General features: G+C 69.1%; 19 protein-coding genes. 8 read left to right on the top strand and 11 right to left on the bottom strand.

Going from position 1 to position 19,328, the window contains the following annotated elements; genetic code table 11:
- Nucleotides 1-58: 58 nt before the first annotated feature.
- The 4 genes from NO998_RS14195 to NO998_RS14180 all read left to right on the top strand — a co-directional run bounded on the left by NO998_RS14195 (nt 59) and on the right by NO998_RS14180 (nt 4,817).
- A complete protein-coding gene (locus tag NO998_RS14195) occupies nt 59-1,240 on the top strand; it encodes a redox-regulated ATPase YchF (RefSeq protein ID WP_267647932.1) in 1,182 nt (393 codons plus the stop codon).
- A complete protein-coding gene (locus tag NO998_RS14190) occupies nt 1,237-1,815 on the top strand; it encodes a hypothetical protein (protein ID WP_267647931.1) in 579 nt (192 codons plus the stop codon). Before NO998_RS14195 ends, NO998_RS14190 begins: the two co-directional genes overlap by 4 nt.
- 52 nt (nt 1,816-1,867) lie before the next feature.
- Entirely contained in the window at nt 1,868-2,455 is a 588-nt protein-coding gene (locus NO998_RS14185) for a cysteine hydrolase family protein (RefSeq protein WP_267647930.1), read from the top strand.
- 181 nt (nt 2,456-2,636) lie between these two features.
- Nucleotides 2,637-4,817, top strand: a complete 2,181-nt coding sequence (locus tag NO998_RS14180; protein WP_267647929.1) for a heavy metal translocating P-type ATPase — start codon at nt 2,637-2,639, stop codon at nt 4,815-4,817.
- A 36-nt stretch (nt 4,818-4,853) separates the two neighbouring features.
- Here the strand turns inward: NO998_RS14180 and NO998_RS14175 are convergent, their stop codons facing one another.
- A complete protein-coding gene (locus NO998_RS14175) occupies nt 4,854-5,780 on the bottom strand; it encodes an HhH-GPD family protein (RefSeq protein ID WP_267647928.1) in 927 nt (308 codons plus the stop codon).
- 145 nt (nt 5,781-5,925) lie between these two features.
- The gene (gene aspS / locus NO998_RS14170) at nt 5,926-7,230 is read right to left on the bottom strand and encodes an aspartate--tRNA(Asn) ligase (protein ID WP_267647927.1); all 1,305 of its coding nucleotides are present in this window, start codon (nt 7,228-7,230) and stop codon (nt 5,926-5,928) included.
- Between the two features lie 369 nt (nt 7,231-7,599).
- Here aspS and NO998_RS14165 point away from each other — a divergent pair, with 369 nt between their 5' ends.
- Nucleotides 7,600-7,920, top strand: a complete 321-nt coding sequence (locus NO998_RS14165; protein WP_267647926.1) for a ribbon-helix-helix protein — start codon at nt 7,600-7,602, stop codon at nt 7,918-7,920.
- A gap of 155 nt (nt 7,921-8,075) precedes the next feature.
- On the opposite strand, the gene NO998_RS14160 is transcribed toward NO998_RS14165, so the two are convergent.
- From NO998_RS14160 to NO998_RS14140, 5 genes are all read right to left on the bottom strand, one after another.
- Nucleotides 8,076-9,041 carry a metal ABC transporter permease gene (locus NO998_RS14160; protein ID WP_345781136.1) on the bottom strand — a complete coding sequence of 322 codons (966 nt, stop codon included), beginning with the start codon at nt 9,039-9,041 and terminating at the stop codon, nt 8,076-8,078.
- Entirely contained in the window at nt 9,041-9,778 is a 738-nt protein-coding gene (locus tag NO998_RS14155) for a metal ABC transporter ATP-binding protein (RefSeq protein WP_267647925.1), read from the bottom strand. The genes NO998_RS14160 and NO998_RS14155 overlap by 1 nt, the downstream gene beginning before the upstream one ends.
- Nucleotides 9,778-10,950, bottom strand: coding sequence for a metal ABC transporter substrate-binding protein (locus tag NO998_RS14150; RefSeq protein ID WP_267647924.1), 1,173 nt, complete (start codon nt 10,948-10,950; stop codon nt 9,778-9,780). Before NO998_RS14150 ends, NO998_RS14155 begins: the two co-directional genes overlap by 1 nt.
- 187 nt (nt 10,951-11,137) lie before the next feature.
- Nucleotides 11,138-12,475, bottom strand: coding sequence for an aminotransferase class III-fold pyridoxal phosphate-dependent enzyme (locus tag NO998_RS14145; protein WP_267647923.1), 1,338 nt, complete (start codon nt 12,473-12,475; stop codon nt 11,138-11,140).
- 50 nt (nt 12,476-12,525) lie between these two features.
- Nucleotides 12,526-13,833 (bottom strand): MgtC/SapB family protein, encoded by a 1,308-nt coding sequence (locus NO998_RS14140; protein WP_267647922.1) that lies wholly within the window; start codon nt 13,831-13,833, stop codon nt 12,526-12,528.
- 79 nt (nt 13,834-13,912) lie between these two features.
- Here NO998_RS14140 and NO998_RS14135 point away from each other — a divergent pair, with 79 nt between their 5' ends.
- Entirely contained in the window at nt 13,913-15,139 is a 1,227-nt protein-coding gene (locus NO998_RS14135; protein WP_267647921.1) for an AI-2E family transporter, read from the top strand.
- On the opposite strand, the gene NO998_RS14130 is transcribed toward NO998_RS14135, so the two are convergent.
- The 3 genes from NO998_RS14130 to NO998_RS14120 form a co-directional block, all read right to left on the bottom strand.
- Nucleotides 15,136-15,414, bottom strand: a complete 279-nt coding sequence (locus NO998_RS14130; protein ID WP_267647920.1) for a PadR family transcriptional regulator — start codon at nt 15,412-15,414, stop codon at nt 15,136-15,138. The two genes, NO998_RS14135 and NO998_RS14130, sit on opposite strands and share 4 nt — an antisense overlap.
- 318 nt (nt 15,415-15,732) lie before the next feature.
- Nucleotides 15,733-15,879 (bottom strand): hypothetical protein, encoded by a 147-nt coding sequence (locus NO998_RS14125; protein ID WP_267647919.1) that lies wholly within the window; start codon nt 15,877-15,879, stop codon nt 15,733-15,735.
- A 70-nt stretch (nt 15,880-15,949) separates the two neighbouring features.
- Complete coding sequence (locus NO998_RS14120) at nt 15,950-16,867, bottom strand: DUF1028 domain-containing protein (protein ID WP_267647918.1); 918 nt, start codon at nt 16,865-16,867, stop codon at nt 15,950-15,952.
- Between the two features lie 132 nt (nt 16,868-16,999).
- Here NO998_RS14120 and NO998_RS14115 point away from each other — a divergent pair, with 132 nt between their 5' ends.
- Nucleotides 17,000-17,782, top strand: a complete 783-nt coding sequence (locus tag NO998_RS14115; RefSeq protein WP_267647917.1) for a DUF7117 family protein — start codon at nt 17,000-17,002, stop codon at nt 17,780-17,782.
- A 94-nt stretch (nt 17,783-17,876) separates the two neighbouring features.
- The gene (locus NO998_RS14110) at nt 17,877-18,323 is read left to right on the top strand and encodes a universal stress protein (RefSeq protein ID WP_267647916.1); all 447 of its coding nucleotides are present in this window, start codon (nt 17,877-17,879) and stop codon (nt 18,321-18,323) included.
- Nucleotides 18,324-18,403: 80 nt separating this feature from the next.
- Here NO998_RS14110 and NO998_RS14105 read toward each other — a convergent pair whose 3' ends face one another.
- Nucleotides 18,404-19,327 (bottom strand): bifunctional 5,10-methylenetetrahydrofolate dehydrogenase/5,10-methenyltetrahydrofolate cyclohydrolase, encoded by a 924-nt coding sequence (locus NO998_RS14105; protein WP_267647915.1) that lies wholly within the window; start codon nt 19,325-19,327, stop codon nt 18,404-18,406.
- Nucleotide 19,328: the final 1 nt, after the last annotated feature.

Here is a 19,328-nt window from a genome sequence, read left to right as displayed (position 1 = left end):
GTCGCGAAGACCCGACCGAAAGGCAGTTCCCACCGTCCGTTAAACCAGACCCCAAGGAATGCTCTCGGTCGCGCTCGCGGGGAAACCCAACGCCGGCAAGTCCACGTTCTTCCAGGCCGCCACCCGGGCCGACGTGGACGTGGGGAACTACCCGTTCACGACCATCGACCCGAACCGCGGCGTGAGCCACGTCCGGACCGAGTGTCCCTGTCTCGCCCGCGACGAACGCTGTGACAGCGACAACTGCCGCGACGGCAAGCGCTACGTCCCCGTCGAACTGCTCGACGTGGCCGGCCTCGTCCCCGGCGCTCACGAGGGCCGCGGGCTTGGCAACCAGTTCCTCGACGCACTGACCGACGCCGACGTGATCCTCAACGTCGTCGACGCCGCCGGTGCGACCAACGCCGAGGGCGAACCCGTCGAGGTCGGCACCTACGACCCGACAGAGGAGGCGACGTTCATCGAGGAGGAGATGGACCGCTGGCTCGCCGGCATCGTCGAGCGCAACTGGGAATCCGTCGAGCGGAAGTCACGCTCGCCGGACTTCGACATCGACGAGGCGCTCCACGACCTGCTCACCGGCTTCGGCGCCGACGAGTACGACGTGACCGCCACGCTCCGCGGGATGGAGTACCCCGAGAACCCCCGCCGCTGGGAGGACGACCATCGCGAGACGCTCGCCCGGGACCTCCGGGCACGTACCAAGCCCATCGTCCTCGTCGCCAACAAGATCGACATCGCGCCCCCGGAGAACGTCGAGGCGCTCCGGGAGACCGACAAGCCCGTCGTTCCCTGTACCGCCGACGGCGAACTCGCGCTCCGAAACGGCGCCGACGCGGGGATCATCGACTACGACCCCGGCGACGCCGACTTCGACATTCTCGGCGACGTGAGCGACCAACAGGAGCAGGGTCTCGAGAAGATCCGGGAGACGATGGCCGAGTACGGCGGCACGGGGGTCCAACAGTCCCTGAACGAGGCCGTCTACGGTCTGCTGGACCGGATCACCGCCTACCCGGTTCAGAACGAGTCGAAGTGGACCGACGGCACCGGAAACGTCCTCCCCGATGCCTTCCTGCTCCCGCGCGGGTCGACCCCGAAGGACCTCGCCTTCGCTGTCCACTCGGACATCGGCGAGGGCTACCTCCACGCCGTCGACGCCCGCGCGGGGCGCCGGATCGGCGAGGACCACGAACTGGAGGAGGGCGACGTGATCAAGGTCGTCTCCACCGCGTCATGACGGGGGAACACGGCGACGCCGACACCGCCGCCGGCGCCAACGCCGAGACGCCGATGGAGGGCTCGATCGTCGGGGAGTTCCGCACCAAGGACGGTCGCTGTGTCGTCGCCGAGGACCGCCTCCGCATCCAGTCGGGCCGGCGTGGGCGTATCGGTACGGTCCGGGAGGCGCTGACCGACGACTCGATCCCGGCGATCCGTCGGGCCGGCGTCGCCCTGTTCCTGGTCGCTGCCGTCGTCGGCGTCGTGCTGGCGGTCCGGACGCTCCCCGTGTGGCTCGTCGGCGGCGTCGCCGGCCTCTTGCTCGCGCGGTTCGCGTGGAACCGGCTCCGCGGGCCCGCACCCGAAGGCGAGGTGGTGATCCACTTCGACGCCATCGAGGGCGTCGAGCCCGAGTACGGCCTCCCGCTGCTGACCCGTCCGCGGTTCGTCGTCCGCTACCGCTCGGAAGGTGGCGTGAAACGGCGCTACGTCCTCACGCCCTCGCGGCTCTACGGCTTCGGCGCCTACGGGCGCGGCAAGGACCTCTTCGCCGAGAAGGGGCTGCTGGCTCAGAGTGAGGACGGCGACGCCTGATCCGGGGGCGACACCGCGAAACACCGATATTCCCGGAGCGCCCAGTCCGTCCATGACCGACCTGACGGCCGATGGCCCGCTCTCGCTGTCAGCCGACGCCGCCCTCCTCCTCGTCGACTTCCAGACCGGCTTCGACGCCGACGGCTGGGGCGAGCGCAACAACCCCGACGCCGAAGCCCGCGCCGCTGATTTACTCGCGGCGTGGCGCGAGGCCGACGCCCCCGTCGTCCACGCGCGCCACGACTCACAGGAAGCGGGCTCCCCGCTCCGCAGCGACGGGGCGGGGTTCGCCTGGAAGCCCGAAACCGCGCCCGAGGACGACGAGCACGTCGTCACCAAGCAGGTCAACGGCGCGTTCCTCGGGACGGACCTCGACGACTGGCTCGGCTCGCAGGGCGTCGAGACGCTCGTCGTCTGCGGGCTCACCACCGACCACTGCGTCTCGACGACGACCCGGATGGCCGAGAACCGCGGCTACGCGGTCACGTTGGTCGCCGACGCCTCGGCGACGTTCGCCCGAGAGGGGCCGGGGGACATCGAACTCACCGCCGAGGAGAACCACCGCGCTGCGCTGGCGGAGCTGTACCGGGAGTTCGCCGACGTACGAGACGCTGCGTCCGTCATCGACGCGCTGGCGTGATCGGTGGGCCCGGCGGCGGCGACGTCACCGACGCGAGGGCCCACCAGGGGAGGCCACGTGACTGGCAGGCGCGCCGGGGTTCAATACCCCGCCCCCGCATAGGGGTGACGAGAACGCAGCGGAACGGAACTGCAGGGAAACAGACGATGGGAACTCAACACACACTATCGGCGGTGATCGCGTGACAGTAACCGAATCACCCCCGGAATCGACGTGTACCGTCCGGCTCGAACGACGGGGCGGGCGCGGCGACGCGGGCGCACGGGCGCTGGAACGACAGCTCCGGGAGATTCCCGGCGTCAGCGACGTCGATGTCTCGTTCCGGACGGGGAGCGCGCGGATCACCTACGACGGGAGCGTCACCTCGGAGGAACAGCTTCGGGACGCGGTTCGGGACCGCAACGTCTCGATCGAACCGGAGCCGGCGGCGACCGACGACGCGACGGACCGCTCGACACTCCGGCAGGAGGCCGTGTTCGTCGGCCTGACGCTGGTGGGCATGGTGACTGGCCTGCTGACGGGCGTACTCGGCGGACCGTCGCTCCTCGCGTGGGCGGGCTACGGCGTCGCCTACGTCTTCGGCGGGTGGTACGGCCTGAAGGGCGCGATCCAGACGCTGCGCCACCGGGCGGTCGACATCGACCTGCTGATGATCGTCGCCGCGGTGGGCGCGCTCTCGATCGGCGCCCCGTTCGAGGGGGCGATGCTCCTCTTCCTGTTCTCGCTGTCGAACACCCTCCAACACTACGCGATCGGCCGTTCGCGCCGGGCGATCAAGTCCCTCGTCGAGATGCGCCCCGACGAGGCCCAGGTGCTACGTGACGGCAAGGAGGTCACCGTCCCCATCGACGAGGTCGCCGTCGGCGACGTGTTCGTCGTCCGACCCGGGGACAAGATCCCGCTCGACGGCGTCGTTCAGTCCGGCGAGGGGACCGTCGATCAGGCCTCGCTCACCGGCGAGTCCATCCCGGTTCCGAAAGAGCCCGGCGAGGAGGTGTTCGGCGGGACGATCAACGAGAGCGGCAGCCTCGAAATCGAGGTCACCCGGCAGGCCCACGAGTCGGCGATCAGCCGCCTCATCAACATGGTCGAGCGCGCACAGAGCGAGAAGGCCCCGACACAGCGGCTGATCGACCGACTCGAACAGCCGTACGTCCTCGGCGTGTTCGCGCTCACGATCGCGGCGATCGCGGTTCCGTTCGCCCTCGGGAGCGCGTTCGAACCGACGTTCTACCGCGCGATGACGCTCATGGTCGCCGCCTCCCCCTGTGCGGTCATCATCTCGACGCCGGCGGCAGTGCTCTCGGCCATCGCCTCCGGAGGGAGGCAGGGTGTGCTGTTCAAGGGCGGCGAACACGTCGAGACCGCAGCACGCATCGACGCCGTCGCGTTCGACAAGACGGGGACGCTCACGCAGGGCGACACGAAGCTGACCGACGTGTTCGTCCGTTCGGCCGGCCCAGGCGAGACGCTGACCGAGGACGACCTGCTCGCCACCGCGGCCGCGGTGCAGGCCCGCTCCGAACACCACCTCGCTCGGGCGACGGTGCAAGCGGCCGACGAACGATCACTCGACGTCGACGGCGCGGATCGGTTCCAGTCCGTCGCCGGGAAAGGGGTCAGCGCGGTCGTCGACGGGACCACCACCCACATCGGGAACCGCAGCTACTTCGAGACCGTCCTCGGCGACGCGGCCATCGACGGCCTCGAACCCGGCCTCGACCGACTCCGAACGCTGGAGGCAGAAGGGAAAACGAGCGTCATCGTCGCCCGGGAGCGCGGGGACGACGTGAGCGTGGTGGGGTGGCTCGCGTTCACCGACGCGGTCCGGCCCAACGCCGCCGAGATGATCGAGGACCTCCGCGAACTCGGGGTGGAACACATCGTCATGCTCACGGGCGACAACGAGCGCGTCGCACAGCGCATCGCCGACGAGGTCGGCATCGACGAAGTGCAGGCGGAACTGCTGCCCGAGGAGAAGGTGGCGACGATCGAACGGCTGGTCGAGCAACACGAGAACGTGGCGATGGTCGGCGACGGCGTCAACGACGCGCCGGCGCTCGCCACGGCGACGCTGGGCGTGGCGATGGGCGGGGCCGGGACCGACGTGGCACTCGACACCGCCGACGTGGTGCTGATGGGCGACGACCTCAGCAAGATCCCCTACATCCTCAGCCTCGGACGAAAGACCCGACGGACGCTGACAGTCAACCTCGCCATCGCGTTCGGGGCGATCGGACTCATGGTGGGGACGATCCTGCTCCGGGGCATCCCGCTCCCGCTCGCAGTGGTCGGCCACGAGGGGTCGACGGTGATCGTCTCGCTGAACGGTCTCCGACTGCTCGGCTTCCGCGGGGACTGAGTGCCACGCCGAGAACGGGGCCGCGCCCGCGATACCCTACTTCCGGAGGCGGGCGGTCGCCGTCTCCCCCGACTCGTCGACGGTGAGTAGCCCGTCCTCGGTCAGGTCCGAGAGGAGGCCACGGAGCCACTCGCGGCCGTGTTCGCCCTCCGGCGCGTAATCCACGCGGATGCGGTGGCCGATGGTGTCGAGGGCGAGTTCGTCGTGTTCGCCGAGGAGTCGGACCACGCGCCCGCGGAACTGTCGGCGGCTGCCCTCGAAACTCGGCTGGGTCGGCACGTCCGGCGCGGTGAAGTCGCCGCTCTCGTAGGCGTGACACCAGGTGCGCCACGGGCAGCCTGCCTCGTCACAGGAGGGGGATTTCGTGCAGGCCACCCCACCGAGTTCCATGATCGCGTTGTTCCAGACGCGGGACTCACCCTCGGGCATCAGCTCCCGGGCTGCCTGCTCGAAGGCGTCGTCGTCGTCGGGCACGTCGAAGGCGCGGTAGGTGACGCGCTCGACGTTCGTGTCGACGACGGCGTTCCCGTTGTTGAACGCGAAGGAAGCGACGGCGTTGGCGGTGTAGGGGCCGACGCCCATCAGCTCCTGTAGCTCCTCGGGCGTCTCGGGGTACTCGCCGCCGTAGTCGTCGACGACCTGCCCGGCGGCCTCGTGGAGGTACTTCGCGCGGTTGTTGTAGCCCAGCGAGTGGTCGGTCCAGAACCCCACCACGTCGCTCCGGTCGGCGTCGGCGAGGGCGTCGACGGTCGGCCAGCGGTCACGGAAGTCCTCCCACGCCGAGACCACGCGGTCGAGTTGGGTCTGCTGGCTCATCACTTCGCTGACGTGGATCTCGTAGGCGTCGTCGGTCTCGCGCCACGGGAACGGCCGGTGGTCCGCCTCGTACCACTCGATCAAGGCCTCTCGGACGGCGTCGAGGTCGAGGTCGGGCGGGAGCGGCGAGTCGGCGTCCTCGGTCATGGCTGCGAATCGGGTCGGGGGTCGCTTATGCGGCGCGGTCGCGGGCCGGGCGTCGCGGGGCGGACGTTACACGCCAAGCGTCGCTGGTCGGCCCGAGCAGTGCCGAAAAAGAACCGCTGGGTCGCCGAGTCGCCGAGTCGACTGCTTAGGGTTCGAGCCGGTCGGGGTCGCGCGGGAAGAGGATCGCCTCCTTGACGTTGTCGAGGTCGGCGAGACCCTTGATCAGGCGGTCGATACCCAGCCCGTAGCCGCCGTGGGGCGGCGCGCCGTAGCGGAACGCGTCGAGGTAGAACTCGAAGTTCTCGGGGTTGACGCCCTGCTCCTCCATGACCTCGATCAGGCGGTCCACGTCGTGTTCACGCTGGCCGCCCGAGGAGAGTTCCTCGCCGCGGTAGATGAGGTCGAACTTCCGGGAGGCCACGTCGTCGCCCTCGACGCCCTGCTTGTAGTAGAACTTCTCCTCGGGGTAGCCGACGACGAAGATTGCGGGGTGGCCCTGCTCGGCGAAGTGCTCGCCGAGCAGTCGCTCGCCCTTCGTGTCGAGGTCGGTCGGGTCGTCGGGGAAGTGGCCGAACTCCTCTTCGAGGATGTCGAGCGCCTCGTCGAAGGTCAGGCGCGGGAACGGCTCCTCGGGGAGCACGGGGTCGGCGTCGAGCAGTTCGAGTTCGCGCTGGGCGTTCTCCTGGACCGCCTCGATGGCCGCGCGGAGGGACTCCTCCTGAACGTCCATCACGTCGTGGTGGTCCTCGATGTAGCCCAGTTCAACGTCGAACATTGCGATCTCGGAGACGTGCCGCGAGGTGGCGAACTCCTCGGCACGGAAGGCGTGACCGACCTCGAACAGTCGGTCGAAGCCGGCGGCGACGAGCAGCTGTTTGTAGAGCTGCGGGCTCTGGGAGAGGTAGGCCTCCTTGTCGTAGTAGACGACGGGGAACAGGTCCGCGCCACCCTCGGCGCCGGCCGTCGAGAGCGCGGGCGTGTCGACCTCCTCGAACTCCTCGTCGTAGAAGTACTGCTTCATCGCCTCCATCGCCTTCGAGCGCAGCGAGAACACCGCGCGGGTCTCCGGGGTGCGCACGTCGAGGTGGCGGTTGTCGAGCCGCGTCGAGAGGTCAGCGTCCACGTCCTTCGAGATCTCCATCGTGGGCGCTTCCTTGGCTTCGCTGATCACGGTCAGGTCAGTCGGGACGAGTTCGACGCCGCCGGGAGCCTGATCGGTCTCTGAAACCTCGCCGCCCAGTTGGACGACCGTCTCACGGTCCAGTTCCTCGGCCTCGGCGAACAGTTCCGGCTCGCGGTCCTCCTTGAAGACGGCCTGCATGGTCCCGGTCCGGTCCCGGACCATGACGAACAGGATGCCGCCCAGGTCACGGGTGTCGTGGACGTGGCCCGCGATGGTGGTCGTCTCGTCCTCTGCCGATACGTCGTCGATGTAGGTGCGTTCGAGCATTCGTGTGTCGGTGCCGGCTACCCGCCGGCTGAGGGTTGTCTGAGTGCTGTGTGGTCGGGCGTCGGTCGAAGGAAGATACTGGTGTGCCTGCTCACGCAGGCGTATTGGTCGCGACGGGCGACTGACTGCCCACTCGACGGCCGGCGATGGACGTGCTGGGGCGGCGTGGAGTCGCCATCTCGTGTCTCCGAATCCGCCGGACGGGCGCAAAACGGTTTCGATGGCTCGTCGGCCGTCGACGGGGACTGTCGCCGACGCCCGACCGTCGACGGGGACTGTCGCCGACGCCGAACCGTCGCCGCCGGGCGAGCCACCCCACGCCGCCGAGGAAGCCACAAACCGTATTCGGCTCCCGCCGAACCACCGACTATGAGCCTCGACGACCTCGACGAGAACGTCACTGCGAACTACACCGCGCTGGGCGAGGAGACGACGGTGGAACTCGACCCGGAGACCCGAAACGAACTGGCGATGCTGTCGGCGGCGATGGGCACCGACACCGACGAACTGCTCCGCCGCGGCGTCCACGCGCTGTTCCAGCAGGCCGTCCGCAGCGGGAACCTCGACTTCCACCTCCGCAGCGGCTACGACGTGACCTACGACGAGTACCTCGCGGGGACGACCTACGAGGAGATGACCGGCGCCGACCGCTACCCCGAGCGCGACGACGAGCGCCGCTACCAGATGTAAACCTCGCCTTTTGCTGCGGTCGGCGCCGGAGGCGCCTCCCTAGCAAAAGCTCGATCAAAAGCCTCCTCACTCCCGATGGTCGTTCGTCGGCCCGCTCGCTCCCGCTGGTCGCTCGCGGTACACGGCCTCGCAGCCGGCCGCACCGCGCCGCGACCTCAGTTCTCCGCAGCCGCCGCACGGCCCCGCTCGTTCCACAGTCGGACCGCGACCATCGACGCCGCGTAGACGGCGATAGCGACGAGTACGATCGTTCCCCCGGCAGCCACGTCGAAGAGGTACGAGAGCGTCACCCCCGAGAGCGTGGCGAACAGGCCCGCACCCACGCCGCCGGCGACCGACCGCTTGAACCCCCGAGCCGGCGCCGCCGCGGCGGTGGGGATCACCAGCATCGCGGCGACGAGGATCACGCCCATGATCTGCATCGCGGCGACGACGACCACGGCCGTCAGCACCGCCAGCAGTCGGTTGTAGTGGCCGACAGGGATTCCCGCCGCGCGGGCACCGACCTCGTCGAAGGTCACGTAGAGCAGCGGCCGGTAGGCGACGGCGACTGTCGCGGCGACGACGGCGCTCATCGCCAGCAGGATCGCTGCGTTGGCTCGCGAGACCGTCGCCAGCGAGCCGAACAGGTAGGCGTTGATCCCGACCGCGATCCCGCCGTCGGTCGCCGTGATGAGGACGCTCCCGACGGCGAAGGAGCCGGTGAGCACGATCGCCAGCGACGTGTCGCGGTACGCGCCGGCACGGTCGATCAGCGCCTGGACCACCAGCGCGGCGACGGCGGCGACGACGAGCGCCGACAGCAGCGGCGGCACCGCCACCGCGAACAGGCTGTTGACGAACAGCCCCGCGGCGACGCCGGCAAAGGCCGAGTGGGCGAGCGTGTCGCCGATCATCGCCATCTCCCGGTGGACCAGAAAACTCCCGACGAGCGGCCCGATCACGGCGATACAGATCGCCGCGAGGTAGGCCCGCTGCATGAACGGGAAGCCGAGCATCTCGATCCCGGTCAGCCCGGCGAGGAGGTCCATCACCGACCCCCAGAGGTCGTCGAGGACGAACGAGATCACGCCGTCAAGACTCTGAAGCGGCCGAACGGCCGCGGTGGTGATCCCCGTCATCAGTGCTGGTGGTGGACGACCGACTGCGAGCCGCCGTAGGCCTCGGCCAGGGCGTCGGTCTCGACGAACGTCTCGGGGTCGCCGTGGAAGTAGAGTTCGCGGTTCAGACACGCAATCTCGCTCGCGTGGGTGGTAACGACGCCGATGTCGTGTTCGATCAGCACGATGGTCATGCCGTCCTCGTTGAGGTCACCGAGCAGGTCGTAGAACGCCTCGCGGGACTCGGCGTCGACGCCGACGGTGGGCTCGTCGAGCGCCAGCAGGTCCGCCTCGGCGGCGAGCGCGCGGGCGATGAAGACCCGCTGGCGTTGGCCGCCGGAGAGGCGGCCAACCCTCCGGTCCACGAGGTCCGTGATGCCGACCCGCTCCAGCGCGGCGTCGACGGCCGCGTGATCATCGTCGCCGAAGCGGCCGAACGGCCGGCTGGGGTAGCGCCCCATCCGAACCGCCTCGCGAACGGTGACAGGCATCCCCCGCTCGTCGCCGGCCACGTCCTGGGGAACGTAGCCCACGCGCTGACCCGTCTCCCGACTGCCCGCCGGCTCGCCGAACAGCCGAACCGAGCCGCTGTCGGGCTGTCGGAGCCCGATCATCAGCCCGAGCAGCGTCGTCTTGCCCGAGCCGTTCGGCCCGACCAGCCCGAGGAACTCCCCCTCCTCGACGGTCAGGGAGACGTCCTCGACGACCGGCTGATCGCCGTAGGCGAACGTGGCGTCCTCGACCTCGATCACCGCCATCAGGCGTCCAGCCCCCGTTCGAGCGTCGGGAGGTTCACCTCCGTCATCACGTCGACGTAGCCCCAGCCCTCGGCCTCCCACTCCTCGGTCAGCCCCGGCATCGCCGTCAGCGGCAGCACCGCCTCGGCGTCGGTCTCGGCGACGAGCTGCTCGGCCGCCTCCTGTGACTCCAGCGGGTCCGCACAGACGTACTGCAGGTCGTGTTCGGCGATGACCTCCTGTGCGTGCTGGATGTCCCGCGTCGTCGGCTGGTCGTCGGGCGAGACGTTCGTCAGCGCCTCGACGTGGACCCCGTATCGGTCCTCGAAGTAGCCGAAGGAGTCGTGGCCGGCGACCAGCAGCGTGTCGGTGCCGCCCGCCGCGACGGTCTCCTCGATCCGCGCGTCGAGGTCGGTCAGCGCCGTCCGGAACGACTCGGCGTTCTCGGCGTAGGCGTCGGCGTTGTCCCCGTCGGCCTCTGCGAGGGCCGCCTCGATGGTGTCGACGGCGTCGACCACCCGGGTCGGGTCCATCCAGAAGTGCGGGTCGACGCTGCCGTGGTCGTGTTCGTCGTGCTCCTCCCCGGTGTGGGTTCCCTCGTGTTCGGTGGTGTGCGTCTCGTTGTGACCGTCGTGTTCGGTGGTGTGCGTCTCGTTGTGACCGTCGTGTTCGGTGGTGTGCGTCTCGTTGTGACCGTCGTGTTCGGTGGTGTGCGTCTCGTCGTGACCGTCGTGGTCGGTGGTGTGCGTCTCGTCGTGACCGTCGTGGTCCCCGTCACCGGACTCGTGCTCCTCGTGCTCGCCGTCCGCCGGGAGCAGGTCCACGTCACGGCTGGCGTCGACGGTCGTCACGTCGGCGCCGTCGGCGGCGAGGTCCCCGACGATCCCGTCGACCCACGGCTGGAACCCCTCCATTCCGTGGACGAACAGGTCCGCGTCGCGGATGTCCGCGCGGACGCGCGGGCCGGGTTCCCACCCGTGCCCGTGCTGGCCGACCGGGACCAGCAGGTCGGCCGCGGCAACGTCGCCGGCGACTTCGGCGGTCACGTCCCCGAAGACGAAAAAGGAGGACGCGGCGCTCGTCCGGCCCGATTCCGTCCCTGAACTGCCTTCCCCGTCGGTACAGCCAGCGAGCGCCGTGATTCCCGCCGTTCCAGCTGCCACGGCCATCAGCTGCCGTCTGGTGAATCCCATCTATGTTGTTAACACTATCTTCGTTTCTAATAATCCTTGGCTTTTCGAGAGCCGTGGTTGCTAACCCTGGTGGGGGAACGGAGCTCCACCGTGGCCGAGAGCGATGCCACTGCGCGGTCGGTTCAGAGGGCTTCAGTGGCGGCGTCGAAAAGGGACTGCTCCGCGGGACGGTCGGCGGGTCGGCGCCTCAGTTCGACGCCTCGATGGCGTCGATGAACAGCTCCGCGCCGAGTTCGATCTCGCGTTCGGTCACGTCCATCGGCGGCAGCACGCGGATCGTCTTCTGCCCGCAGGCGAGCAGGAGCAGGCCGCGCTGGAAGGCCGCGTCGACGATATCGTCACGCAGGTCCTTCGAGGCGAAGTCGAGACCCAGCATGAGGCCCTTCCCGCGCACGCTGGTCACGCCGTCTAGGTCGGCGTCGCGCATGATCTCCTGGAACTGCCGGCCGCGCTCGGTCGCGTTGTCGAGGAGGTCGTACTCCGCGATGGCGTCGATGGTGAACGCCCCCTGTGCGGCCCCGATCACGTCGCCAGCACCCCACGTCGAGGAGAGGCGACCCTTCTCCTCGGGGAAGATCTCGGTGTCGGAGACCGTCGCGCCGACGCGCATCCCCTTCGCGGAGGTGATCACGTCCGGCTCGAAGGCGTAGTGCTCGGAGGCCCACCACTCGCCGGTACGGCCCATCCCGGCCTGAATCTCGTCGGCGATGAGGGTGATGTCGTGCTCGTCGGTGACCGCCGCCACGTCCTCGGCGAACGCCTCGCTGGGGAAGCGGTAGCCGCCCTCGCCCTGGATCGGCTCCATGATCAGGAACGCGACCTCCTCGGGGTTGACGTGGCCCGACTTGGGGTCGAGTTTCGAGCGCAGCGCCGACTCGCCGCCGCGGAAGTAGCCACACTGGCAGTTCTCGGGAGCACCGTCGCAGTTACAGTACGGGAAGTCGTGGACGCTCGCGATCTCGGGGAAGCGTCGGCGATAGACCTCCTTCGAACGGTTCATCGAGAGGGCCCCCAGCGTGCGGCCGTGGAACGCCCCCTCGAAGGTCAGCGCGTACTTCCCGAGGGGGTTGTGGTCGTAGGCGATCTTCATCGCGTTCTCGACGGCCTCGGCGCCGGAGTTCGACATGAAGACGGTGTCCATCCCGAACTGCTCGGTGATGGCGACGATGCGGTCCATCAGCCCGGCCGGGCCGGGGAAGCCCTCGCCCGGCGCGTTGGCGTCGGAGACGTAGAAGTCCTGTCCGGCGATCTTCAGCGGATCGACGAGATCGAACTCCGACAGCGGCTCCATGATCTTCGGGTTGTTGTACCCCAGGGGCGCTGCGGCGACGTGGCTCGTGAAGTCCATGAGGACGTTCCCGTCCACGTCGGTACAGAACGGCCCCTCCGCGGGGGCAGTGTGGTCCCAGACGAACTCGTAGACGTACGTGCTCGGCGCGGCGAACTGATGGTGGTAATCTACCCACTCCTGCGCGCGGTCTCCGGGGAGGCTGTCGACCTCCGGTTCGACGGTATCCCGGTCCATGCTTAGGCGAGCGAGCCATCGGTTGTTAAGCTGGCGGTCGTTCGTGAGGGTTAGAACCCGCCGCCGAACAGCACCGACGCCGCCGCCGCGACTCCCGTCACCACCAGCAGGACCGCCGACCAGAGCGTCACCGCGCGGGCGAACGGCCGCGGCCCCGAGAGCGTCAACCCCGCCTTCACGGCGATGCTCGACGCCGACGCGAGCAGGACCGCGACCACCGCCGGCCCGCCGCCGACGCCGCCCCCGAGGTACAGCAGCGTCGCCGACGTGGTCGCCCCCGCCGAGGAGACCAACCCGGAGAGCACCGCGCTGATGTAGAGCCCCGCGGTGCCAAAGCGTGCCTGAGCGAACGCCGAGCCGGCGAGGATCACCGCGAAGACGCCGCCGAACGCCAGCGCGTTCCGCAGCGAGAACGGGCTCTCCAGATCGACCTCCAACTCCGCGTCCCAGTCGGCGGTCACCGCGGCGGCGGCGACGCTCGCGAGCACCAACGCGCCCAACGGGACGGCGGCAGCGACGAGCGTCCCCGGCCCCGAGGTGAGGGTGAAAAAGAGGACGATGGCGAGGTTCCGGGCGGCCATCGCGGCGTCGGCCAACAGCACCGCGGCGACGGCGTACTCCGTCACCGACTCGCGCTGGCGGGCGTGGTCCAGCATCGAGCCGACGACGGCCGTCGACGACGCCAAGCCGCCGAAGAAGCCCGTGATCGCCACGCCGCGGCCGCCGTAGCTCCGGACCAGCGCGTAGTTGGCGATCCCGATGCCCGCGACGGTGACGACCATCAGCCACGCGACGCGGGGCGGGAACGCGACGCCGAACAGCGACACCGACTCGGACGGGAGCAGCGGGTAGATGACGAACGCCAGCACCGCGAACTCCGTCGAGGAGCGGAGTTCCTGTCGGTCCAGCCCGCCCGCGAAGGAGTGGAGTTCGCGCTTGAGCACCAACAGCGCCGAGGAGATGACCGCCACCGTCACCCCCTCGGTCACGAGGCCGCTGGCGACGAGCGCGCCGATGCCGTAGGCGACGAACATCGAGACGCTGGTCGTCAGCGAGAGTGAGGGCTCTTCGGTCCCGCGCCGGAGTTCACGCACCGCGAGCAGAGCCCCCATCAGCAACACCAGTAACCCCCCGACCGCGAGCAACGCGCCGCCCGCGTCGACGCGCTCGGCCAGCAGCGTTGCCGTCGCCCCCGAGAGCGTCAGCAACGAGAACGTCCGGACCCCCGCGGACTTCTCGGACCACTCGCGTTCGAGGCCGAGGAACAGGCCGAGCGCGCCCGCGATCAACAGCCTGACCACCGGCTCCGACAGCGGCGCGGCGAAGACGGTGTCGGCCTGTAGGGGGATCGGAACCATCGGGCGATGGCGTAGGAGCGCCCCCCTGATAAATGGGAACGGGAACACGCTTATCTCCTCGCCGGTTCCCTCGGACGATATGGAGTACTCGGAGGTGGACAAGGGTCGGCTCGCGTGGGGCTCGTTCGGGCTCGCCCTGGCCGGTTCGGTGGCGTTCGTCGCCTACTCGTTCGTCGGGACGTTCGTGTTCGGCCTGTTCGTCTACTACGCGACCAGACCGATCTACCGCCAGCTCCGGCGTGCCCTCGACAGCCCCAGCCTCGCGGCCGGCATCTCCCTGTTCGCGCTCGTGTTGCCGGCGCTCGCGCTCGTCGGCTACGCGCTCACCATCGTCCTCCAGGAGATCGACCGCTACGCCCAGAACGCGAGCATCGACGTGGAACGGTTCGGCATCGACCCGGACGACTTCGGGGGGATCGCCGACCCCGAGAGCCTGATCCAGAACGGGATGGAGGGACTGCTCTCGGGAGCGAACGTCGGCGACGTGGTCGGCTCGCTCAACTCCGCGTTCGGGACCGTCGCTGTCGTGGGCATCGCCGCGATCCACCTGTTCGTGATGCTGGCGATGGCGTTCTACCTGCTCCGTGAGGACCACCGGCTCTCGCGGTGGTTCTTCTACCGCTTCGGCGACGACCGGGGGATCCTCCAGACGTTTTTCAGCGCGGTCGATCGGGACTTCAACTCGATCTTCTTCGGGAACATCCTCAACGCGGTGCTGACCGGCACCATCGGCGTCATCACCTACTCGCTGCTCAATGTGTTCGCCCCCGAGGGGGTCGCCATCCCGGCGGCCGCGCTGGTCGGCCTGCTCGCCGGAATCGCGAGCCTGATCCCCGTGGTCGGCATGAAGTTGGTGTACGTCCCGGTCGCCGTCGTACTGCTGGGACAGGCGCTGCTCAACGGGACCCCGGGGGGGATCGCGTTCGTGATCGCGTTCGTCGCCGTCTCGTTCGTCATCGTCGATACGATCCCGGACCTGGTGCTTCGACCGTACGTCTCGGGCCGGTCGCTCCACGTCGGCGCGCTGATGCTCGCCTACACGCTCGGGCCGCTGCTGTTCGGGTGGTACGGCATCTTCCTGATGCCGATGCTGCTGGTGCTGGTGGTCCACTTCGCCCGGATCGTGCTCCCGGAACTGCTCTCGGCCAGCCCGATCGAACCGTACGCGATCGATCCCAGCCAGATGGCCGTCCAGACCGCCGAGTTCGAGTTCGACGAGGCGGAACCCGGCTCGCTGGACGCGGTGTCGAACGAGACCGCCCCGGAGCCAGAGGGCGACCTAAAGGAGTCAGACGGGGACGCTTAGTCGAGGTCGACGTACTGCGCTTCCCACTCCCGGCGGGCGTCGATCTCCCGGGTTCCACGGCGGGTCAGTGTGTAGTAGTTCGTCCGACGATCACGTTGGCCCTTCTCCACCAACCCCTTGTCGACGAGCGTGTCGAGGTTCGGATAGAGCCGCCCGTGGTGGATCTCGGACTCGTAGTACTCCTCTAACTCCTCTTTGATCGCCAGCCCGTGGGGTTCGTCCTTCCCCGCGATGACGTACAGCAGATCGCGTTGGAACCCGGTGAGATCGTACATCTGTTCGTGGGGCTGTTGTTTCGGAGTACTGATGAACTTTTCGCAGGAATTGGCTTCTCGGCCGTCTATCGCCACTCTATGTCCGAATCGAACACATCAGGTAACGCTTCGGTCAACGGAACGGCAACACCACGACAGGCTAATCGCTGTCGTGTGATACGTCGAAAGTGAACGCCGGGCAGGCGCGGGAGAAAAGCCCCCGCCGTCGCCCGGCGGTCGAAACGGTCCCCGCTGACGCTTCGGCCCTCCAGACGAAGCGTCACCCGTGCTTGTCCATGGCATGACTTAAACGTAGCGTTGCCGGTGGACCGACAGGTCTCAGATGTGTTCCTCCTCGAGCACCCAGCCCAGCGCCCGCTTGTAGTAGGTGAACATCTCCCTGACGCCCTCGTGGTTCATCTCCTCGCTGTCGAGCTGTTCCTCGAGGTACTCGTACTGCTCGCGGATCTCCGCTTCGTCACGCATGGGCGCCGTTGGGCCCGCGGGCGCTTGGGTGTGGCGGGCGTGGCGCCGACGGCGCCGGGAGGTCAGGTCCCTATTTCCGGCTGAGTCGCTGCAGCCCGTGCCAGATGGCGTCGACCATCCGGTCCTCGCCCTCTCCCTCGGCGTCGTCCCAGCCACGAGCCAGCGCGTCCTCGACGACCGCGAGGGAGTGGTTCTCGAAGTTGTTCATCCCGCGGAACGCCTCCAACGCCTCGCGCTGGCTCTCGCCGAACCCGTCGTCGCCCACGGCCGCCTCCTCGCCGGCGAGGTGGCCCAGTTCCGCGAGCGTCCCGGCGACTTCCGCGGCGGTCTCGCCGGTCAGTTCGCGCACGTCGTCGGGTTCCTCCCGCGACAGGAGGGTCACGTCGTAGAGTTTGAACACCCGCTCCAGTTCGGCGATCGGGGTCTCGTGGTCGTCGACGCGCACGTCGATCCAGCGGTCGTTGCCGCCGTCGTATCCCCCCTCGGGCTTGACGACGTACAGCGCCGCGGCCTGCTTGCCCCGGCTGTCGCCGCCCGCGTCGTCGCCGGCTTCGAGCGCCGCGAGCAGGCGCTCGGGCAGACCGCCGTCGGCAGTTTCGAACGTCTCGGCCATCGCGTGGATCGTCTCCTCGTTCTCGAGGATGTTGCCCTGCGCCGTGTAGTTCTCGCCCTGCACGTCCAGCGCGGTGTCGAAGCAGTCCTCGCCGGTGAAGCCGGCGACGGAGCCGTCCGCCCCGACGACGCCGACCTGCCGGCGCTCGGCCTCGTCGTCTTCCCCGGTCAGTTTCTCGATCGTCTCCTCGGCAGTCAGGCCGTCCCGGAGGTGCTCGAGCCCGTCGGCGCCGTACGCGACGTTGGCGAAGCTCTGGGTGGCGACCGCACCCGCGTCGGCGGCGGCGAAGGGGACGACCGAACCCACGCTCACGAACTTCGACTGGACCGCGATCCCGATGGCGTCGCCCTCGGCGGCGACGATGGAGAACGTCATGGCCGGGCGGAGGGCCCGCGCCGAGATAAGCGTTGACGCCGTGGCACCCGCGGGTTCGCTCGGCTCGCGGCGGGGTCGTCTCGGCCCAGTCCGACCGGGGTCGTTTTGCCGCCGGCGGCCCCACCCCCGGGTATGAAGATCCGCGGCGAGCGCGAGTGCAAGTCCTGCGGGGCGCGCTGGTCCTACTACGAGACGGGCGAGACGGCCTGCCCTGAGTGTGGGAGCCTCCGGAGCGTCGCCGTCGAAGACGAGCGCCGGCGCCACACCGACAGCCCCGCCGAGATCGACCTCGGCCCCTACCGGAGTTCGCTGGCCGACGGGGCCGCCATCGTCGACGTGGCCGACGGCGTGGAGCGGGACTGCCGGGCGTACCTCCGCAAACGGGGGTTCATCCGCGGCGGCGAACTCCTCCCGCTCGACGACACCTTCCTCGCGGTGAGCGAACTCCGGGCGGCCATCGCGGACTACAGCCGGGACGAGCGCGTCGGGGTCGCCGGATCACATCCGGCTGCCCGAGGGACGTCGTCCCTCGGCGTCGACCGGGGCGACTTCGGCGACGAGGACGCCGAGCGCTACCTCCTGAGCCTCATCCGCGGCGCCGAAGACGGTGAGCGACCCGAGCCAGCCGACGTGGCCGACTCCCTGACCGCCGCCCGTGGGTTGGCGTACGCGAGCGCCGTCGAGGACTACCGCGAGGACGTATCGACGTACCTCGAAGACGAGCCTGACGAGGGGGCCAAGCGCATCCTCGAACGGGTCCGCGACCAGCAAAAGCGCCTGCACGCCCTCGGCGGCGACGTGGAGCCGGAAATCGCGGAGGAACTGATCGACGCGTGCCGGGCGCTGGAGCGCTACCTGAACGGCGAGTCCGAATCGCTCGCGGAAGCCACCGCACACCTCGACACGCTGGCGTAACCGAGGGGCGGCAGCGTCATGTGCGCTCGTGTAACGTGCCATTTGCTACCGCGTTTTCACCCAGTTTTATCAGTGGACCCCCGCATGAGGAGGTATGGAACACGCACTCGCCGTCGTCGGTCCGGAAGACGTGGCGAAGGATCTTGTTCGGGAGGCGGGGGAGCTCGCCGCGGGCGTCGACGCGCGACTCACCCTGCTCTGTGTGGTCAGCGAGGACGAGTACGCCGACGAACGGGAGGCCCTGGAGGCCATCCCGGAAGCCGACGTGAGCTACTCGGTCGACCAGGCCCTCGAAGGCGCACGGAGCTTCGCGAGCGACGTCGGCGTCGAAGCGCTCGACGGCGTCGACATCGAGTACGAGACCGCCGGCGCCGTCGGCGACCGCGCCGAGACGGTGCTGCAGGGCGCGAAGAAGCACGGCTGTGACCACGTCTTCCTGACGGGCCAGCGCCGCTCGCCGACCGGGAAGGCGATCTTCGGCGACGTGACCCAGCGAGTCATTCTCGACTTCGAAGGACCGGTCACCGTCGTCACGGAGTAACGCCGATCACGGCACGGGAGCGAGGACGGCCGCCGCTATCGGCGTCCTGACTCGGAGAGATCGTGCCGTCGGAACCGGACTCAGTCGAGTCCGAGGTCGATATCGACCGCGGCCTGGTTGGCCGCGGCAGTCACCGTGTTCTTGAGCAGCATCGCCCGCGTCATCGGGCCGACGCCGCCGGGAACGGGCGTGATCGCGCGGGCGACCTCGCTGGCGCTCTCGTAGTCCACGTCGCCGATCAGCTTCCGGTCGTCGCCCTCGCCCACGGCGTTGATCCCCACGTCGATCACCGTCGCGTCCGCCGAGAGCATCTCGCCGTCGACGAGTCCGGGGACGCCGGCGGCGACGACCACCACGTCCGCACGGGAGACGTGTGCGGCCAGGTCGTCGGTCTTCGAGTGACAGACTGTCACGGTCGCGTCGGCGTCGTCGCCGCGGTTGAGCAGGAGGTTCGCCAGCGGCTTGCCGACCAGCTCCGAGCGGCCGACGACGACCACGTCCGAACCCGGGATCTCGACGCCGGCCTCGGTCAGCAGGCGCTGCACGCCGAGGGGGGTACAGGGGACGAATCGCGGGTCGCCCGTGACGAGTCGCCCAACGTTCTCCGGGTGGAAGCCGTCGACGTCCTTCCGGGGGTCGACGCGCCGCAGCGCCGCGGGTTCGTCGACGCCCTCGGTCAGGGGGCGCTGGACGAGGATGCCGTCGATCGCGGGGTCGTCGTTCAGTTCCTCGATCGTCGCGAACAGTTCGGACGCCGGGGCGTCGGTGTCGATCTCGACGTGCCGGCTCTCGATGCCGACCTCCGCACAGTCCCGCTGCTTCATCCGCACGTACGTCTCGCTGGCCGGGTCGTCGCTCATCAGGACGGTCGCCAGCCCGGGGGTCACGCCGACCTCGTCGAGTCGGGAAACCGCCTCGGCGACTGACTCCCGCACCGCCGCGGCGACGGCCTCGCCGTCGATCACGTCCGCACGGCCCGATCGCTCCTGAATGGCCTCGTTCACA

Origin of the sequence: Halolamina litorea (assembly GCF_026616205.1) — an archaeon.
Classification (GTDB): domain Archaea; phylum Halobacteriota; class Halobacteria; order Halobacteriales; family Haloferacaceae; genus Halolamina; species Halolamina litorea.
Note: the sequence above shows the minus strand (reverse complement) of the source record. Positions and strands in the feature narration are given on the sequence as shown.

Bases quoted from the DNA above. Each gene is read 5' to 3' on its own strand.
- NO998_RS14195 (WP_267647932.1), top strand. From the start codon at position 59: ATGCTCTCGGTCGCGCTCGCGGGGAAACCCAACGCCGGCAAGTCCACG.
- NO998_RS14190 (WP_267647931.1), top strand. From the start codon at position 1,237: ATGACGGGGGAACACGGCGACGCCGACACCGCCGCCGGCGCCAACGCC.
- NO998_RS14185 (WP_267647930.1), top strand. From the start codon at position 1,868: ATGACCGACCTGACGGCCGATGGCCCGCTCTCGCTGTCAGCCGACGCC.
- NO998_RS14175 (WP_267647928.1), bottom strand. From the start codon at position 5,780: ATGACCGAGGACGCCGACTCGCCGCTCCCGCCCGACCTCGACCTCGAC.
- aspS (WP_267647927.1), bottom strand. From the start codon at position 7,230: ATGCTCGAACGCACCTACATCGACGACGTATCGGCAGAGGACGAGACG.
- NO998_RS14165 (WP_267647926.1), top strand. From the start codon at position 7,600: ATGAGCCTCGACGACCTCGACGAGAACGTCACTGCGAACTACACCGCG.
- NO998_RS14160 (WP_345781136.1), bottom strand. From the start codon at position 9,041: ATGACGGGGATCACCACCGCGGCCGTTCGGCCGCTTCAGAGTCTTGAC.
- NO998_RS14155 (WP_267647925.1), bottom strand. From the start codon at position 9,778: ATGGCGGTGATCGAGGTCGAGGACGCCACGTTCGCCTACGGCGATCAG.
- NO998_RS14150 (WP_267647924.1), bottom strand. From the start codon at position 10,950: ATGGGATTCACCAGACGGCAGCTGATGGCCGTGGCAGCTGGAACGGCG.
- NO998_RS14145 (WP_267647923.1), bottom strand. From the start codon at position 12,475: ATGGACCGGGATACCGTCGAACCGGAGGTCGACAGCCTCCCCGGAGAC.
- NO998_RS14140 (WP_267647922.1), bottom strand. From the start codon at position 13,833: ATGGTTCCGATCCCCCTACAGGCCGACACCGTCTTCGCCGCGCCGCTG.
- NO998_RS14135 (WP_267647921.1), top strand. From the start codon at position 13,913: ATGGAGTACTCGGAGGTGGACAAGGGTCGGCTCGCGTGGGGCTCGTTC.
- NO998_RS14130 (WP_267647920.1), bottom strand. From the start codon at position 15,414: ATGTACGATCTCACCGGGTTCCAACGCGATCTGCTGTACGTCATCGCG.
- NO998_RS14125 (WP_267647919.1), bottom strand. From the start codon at position 15,879: ATGCGTGACGAAGCGGAGATCCGCGAGCAGTACGAGTACCTCGAGGAA.
- NO998_RS14120 (WP_267647918.1), bottom strand. From the start codon at position 16,867: ATGACGTTCTCCATCGTCGCCGCCGAGGGCGACGCCATCGGGATCGCG.
- NO998_RS14115 (WP_267647917.1), top strand. From the start codon at position 17,000: ATGAAGATCCGCGGCGAGCGCGAGTGCAAGTCCTGCGGGGCGCGCTGG.
- NO998_RS14110 (WP_267647916.1), top strand. From the start codon at position 17,877: ATGGAACACGCACTCGCCGTCGTCGGTCCGGAAGACGTGGCGAAGGAT.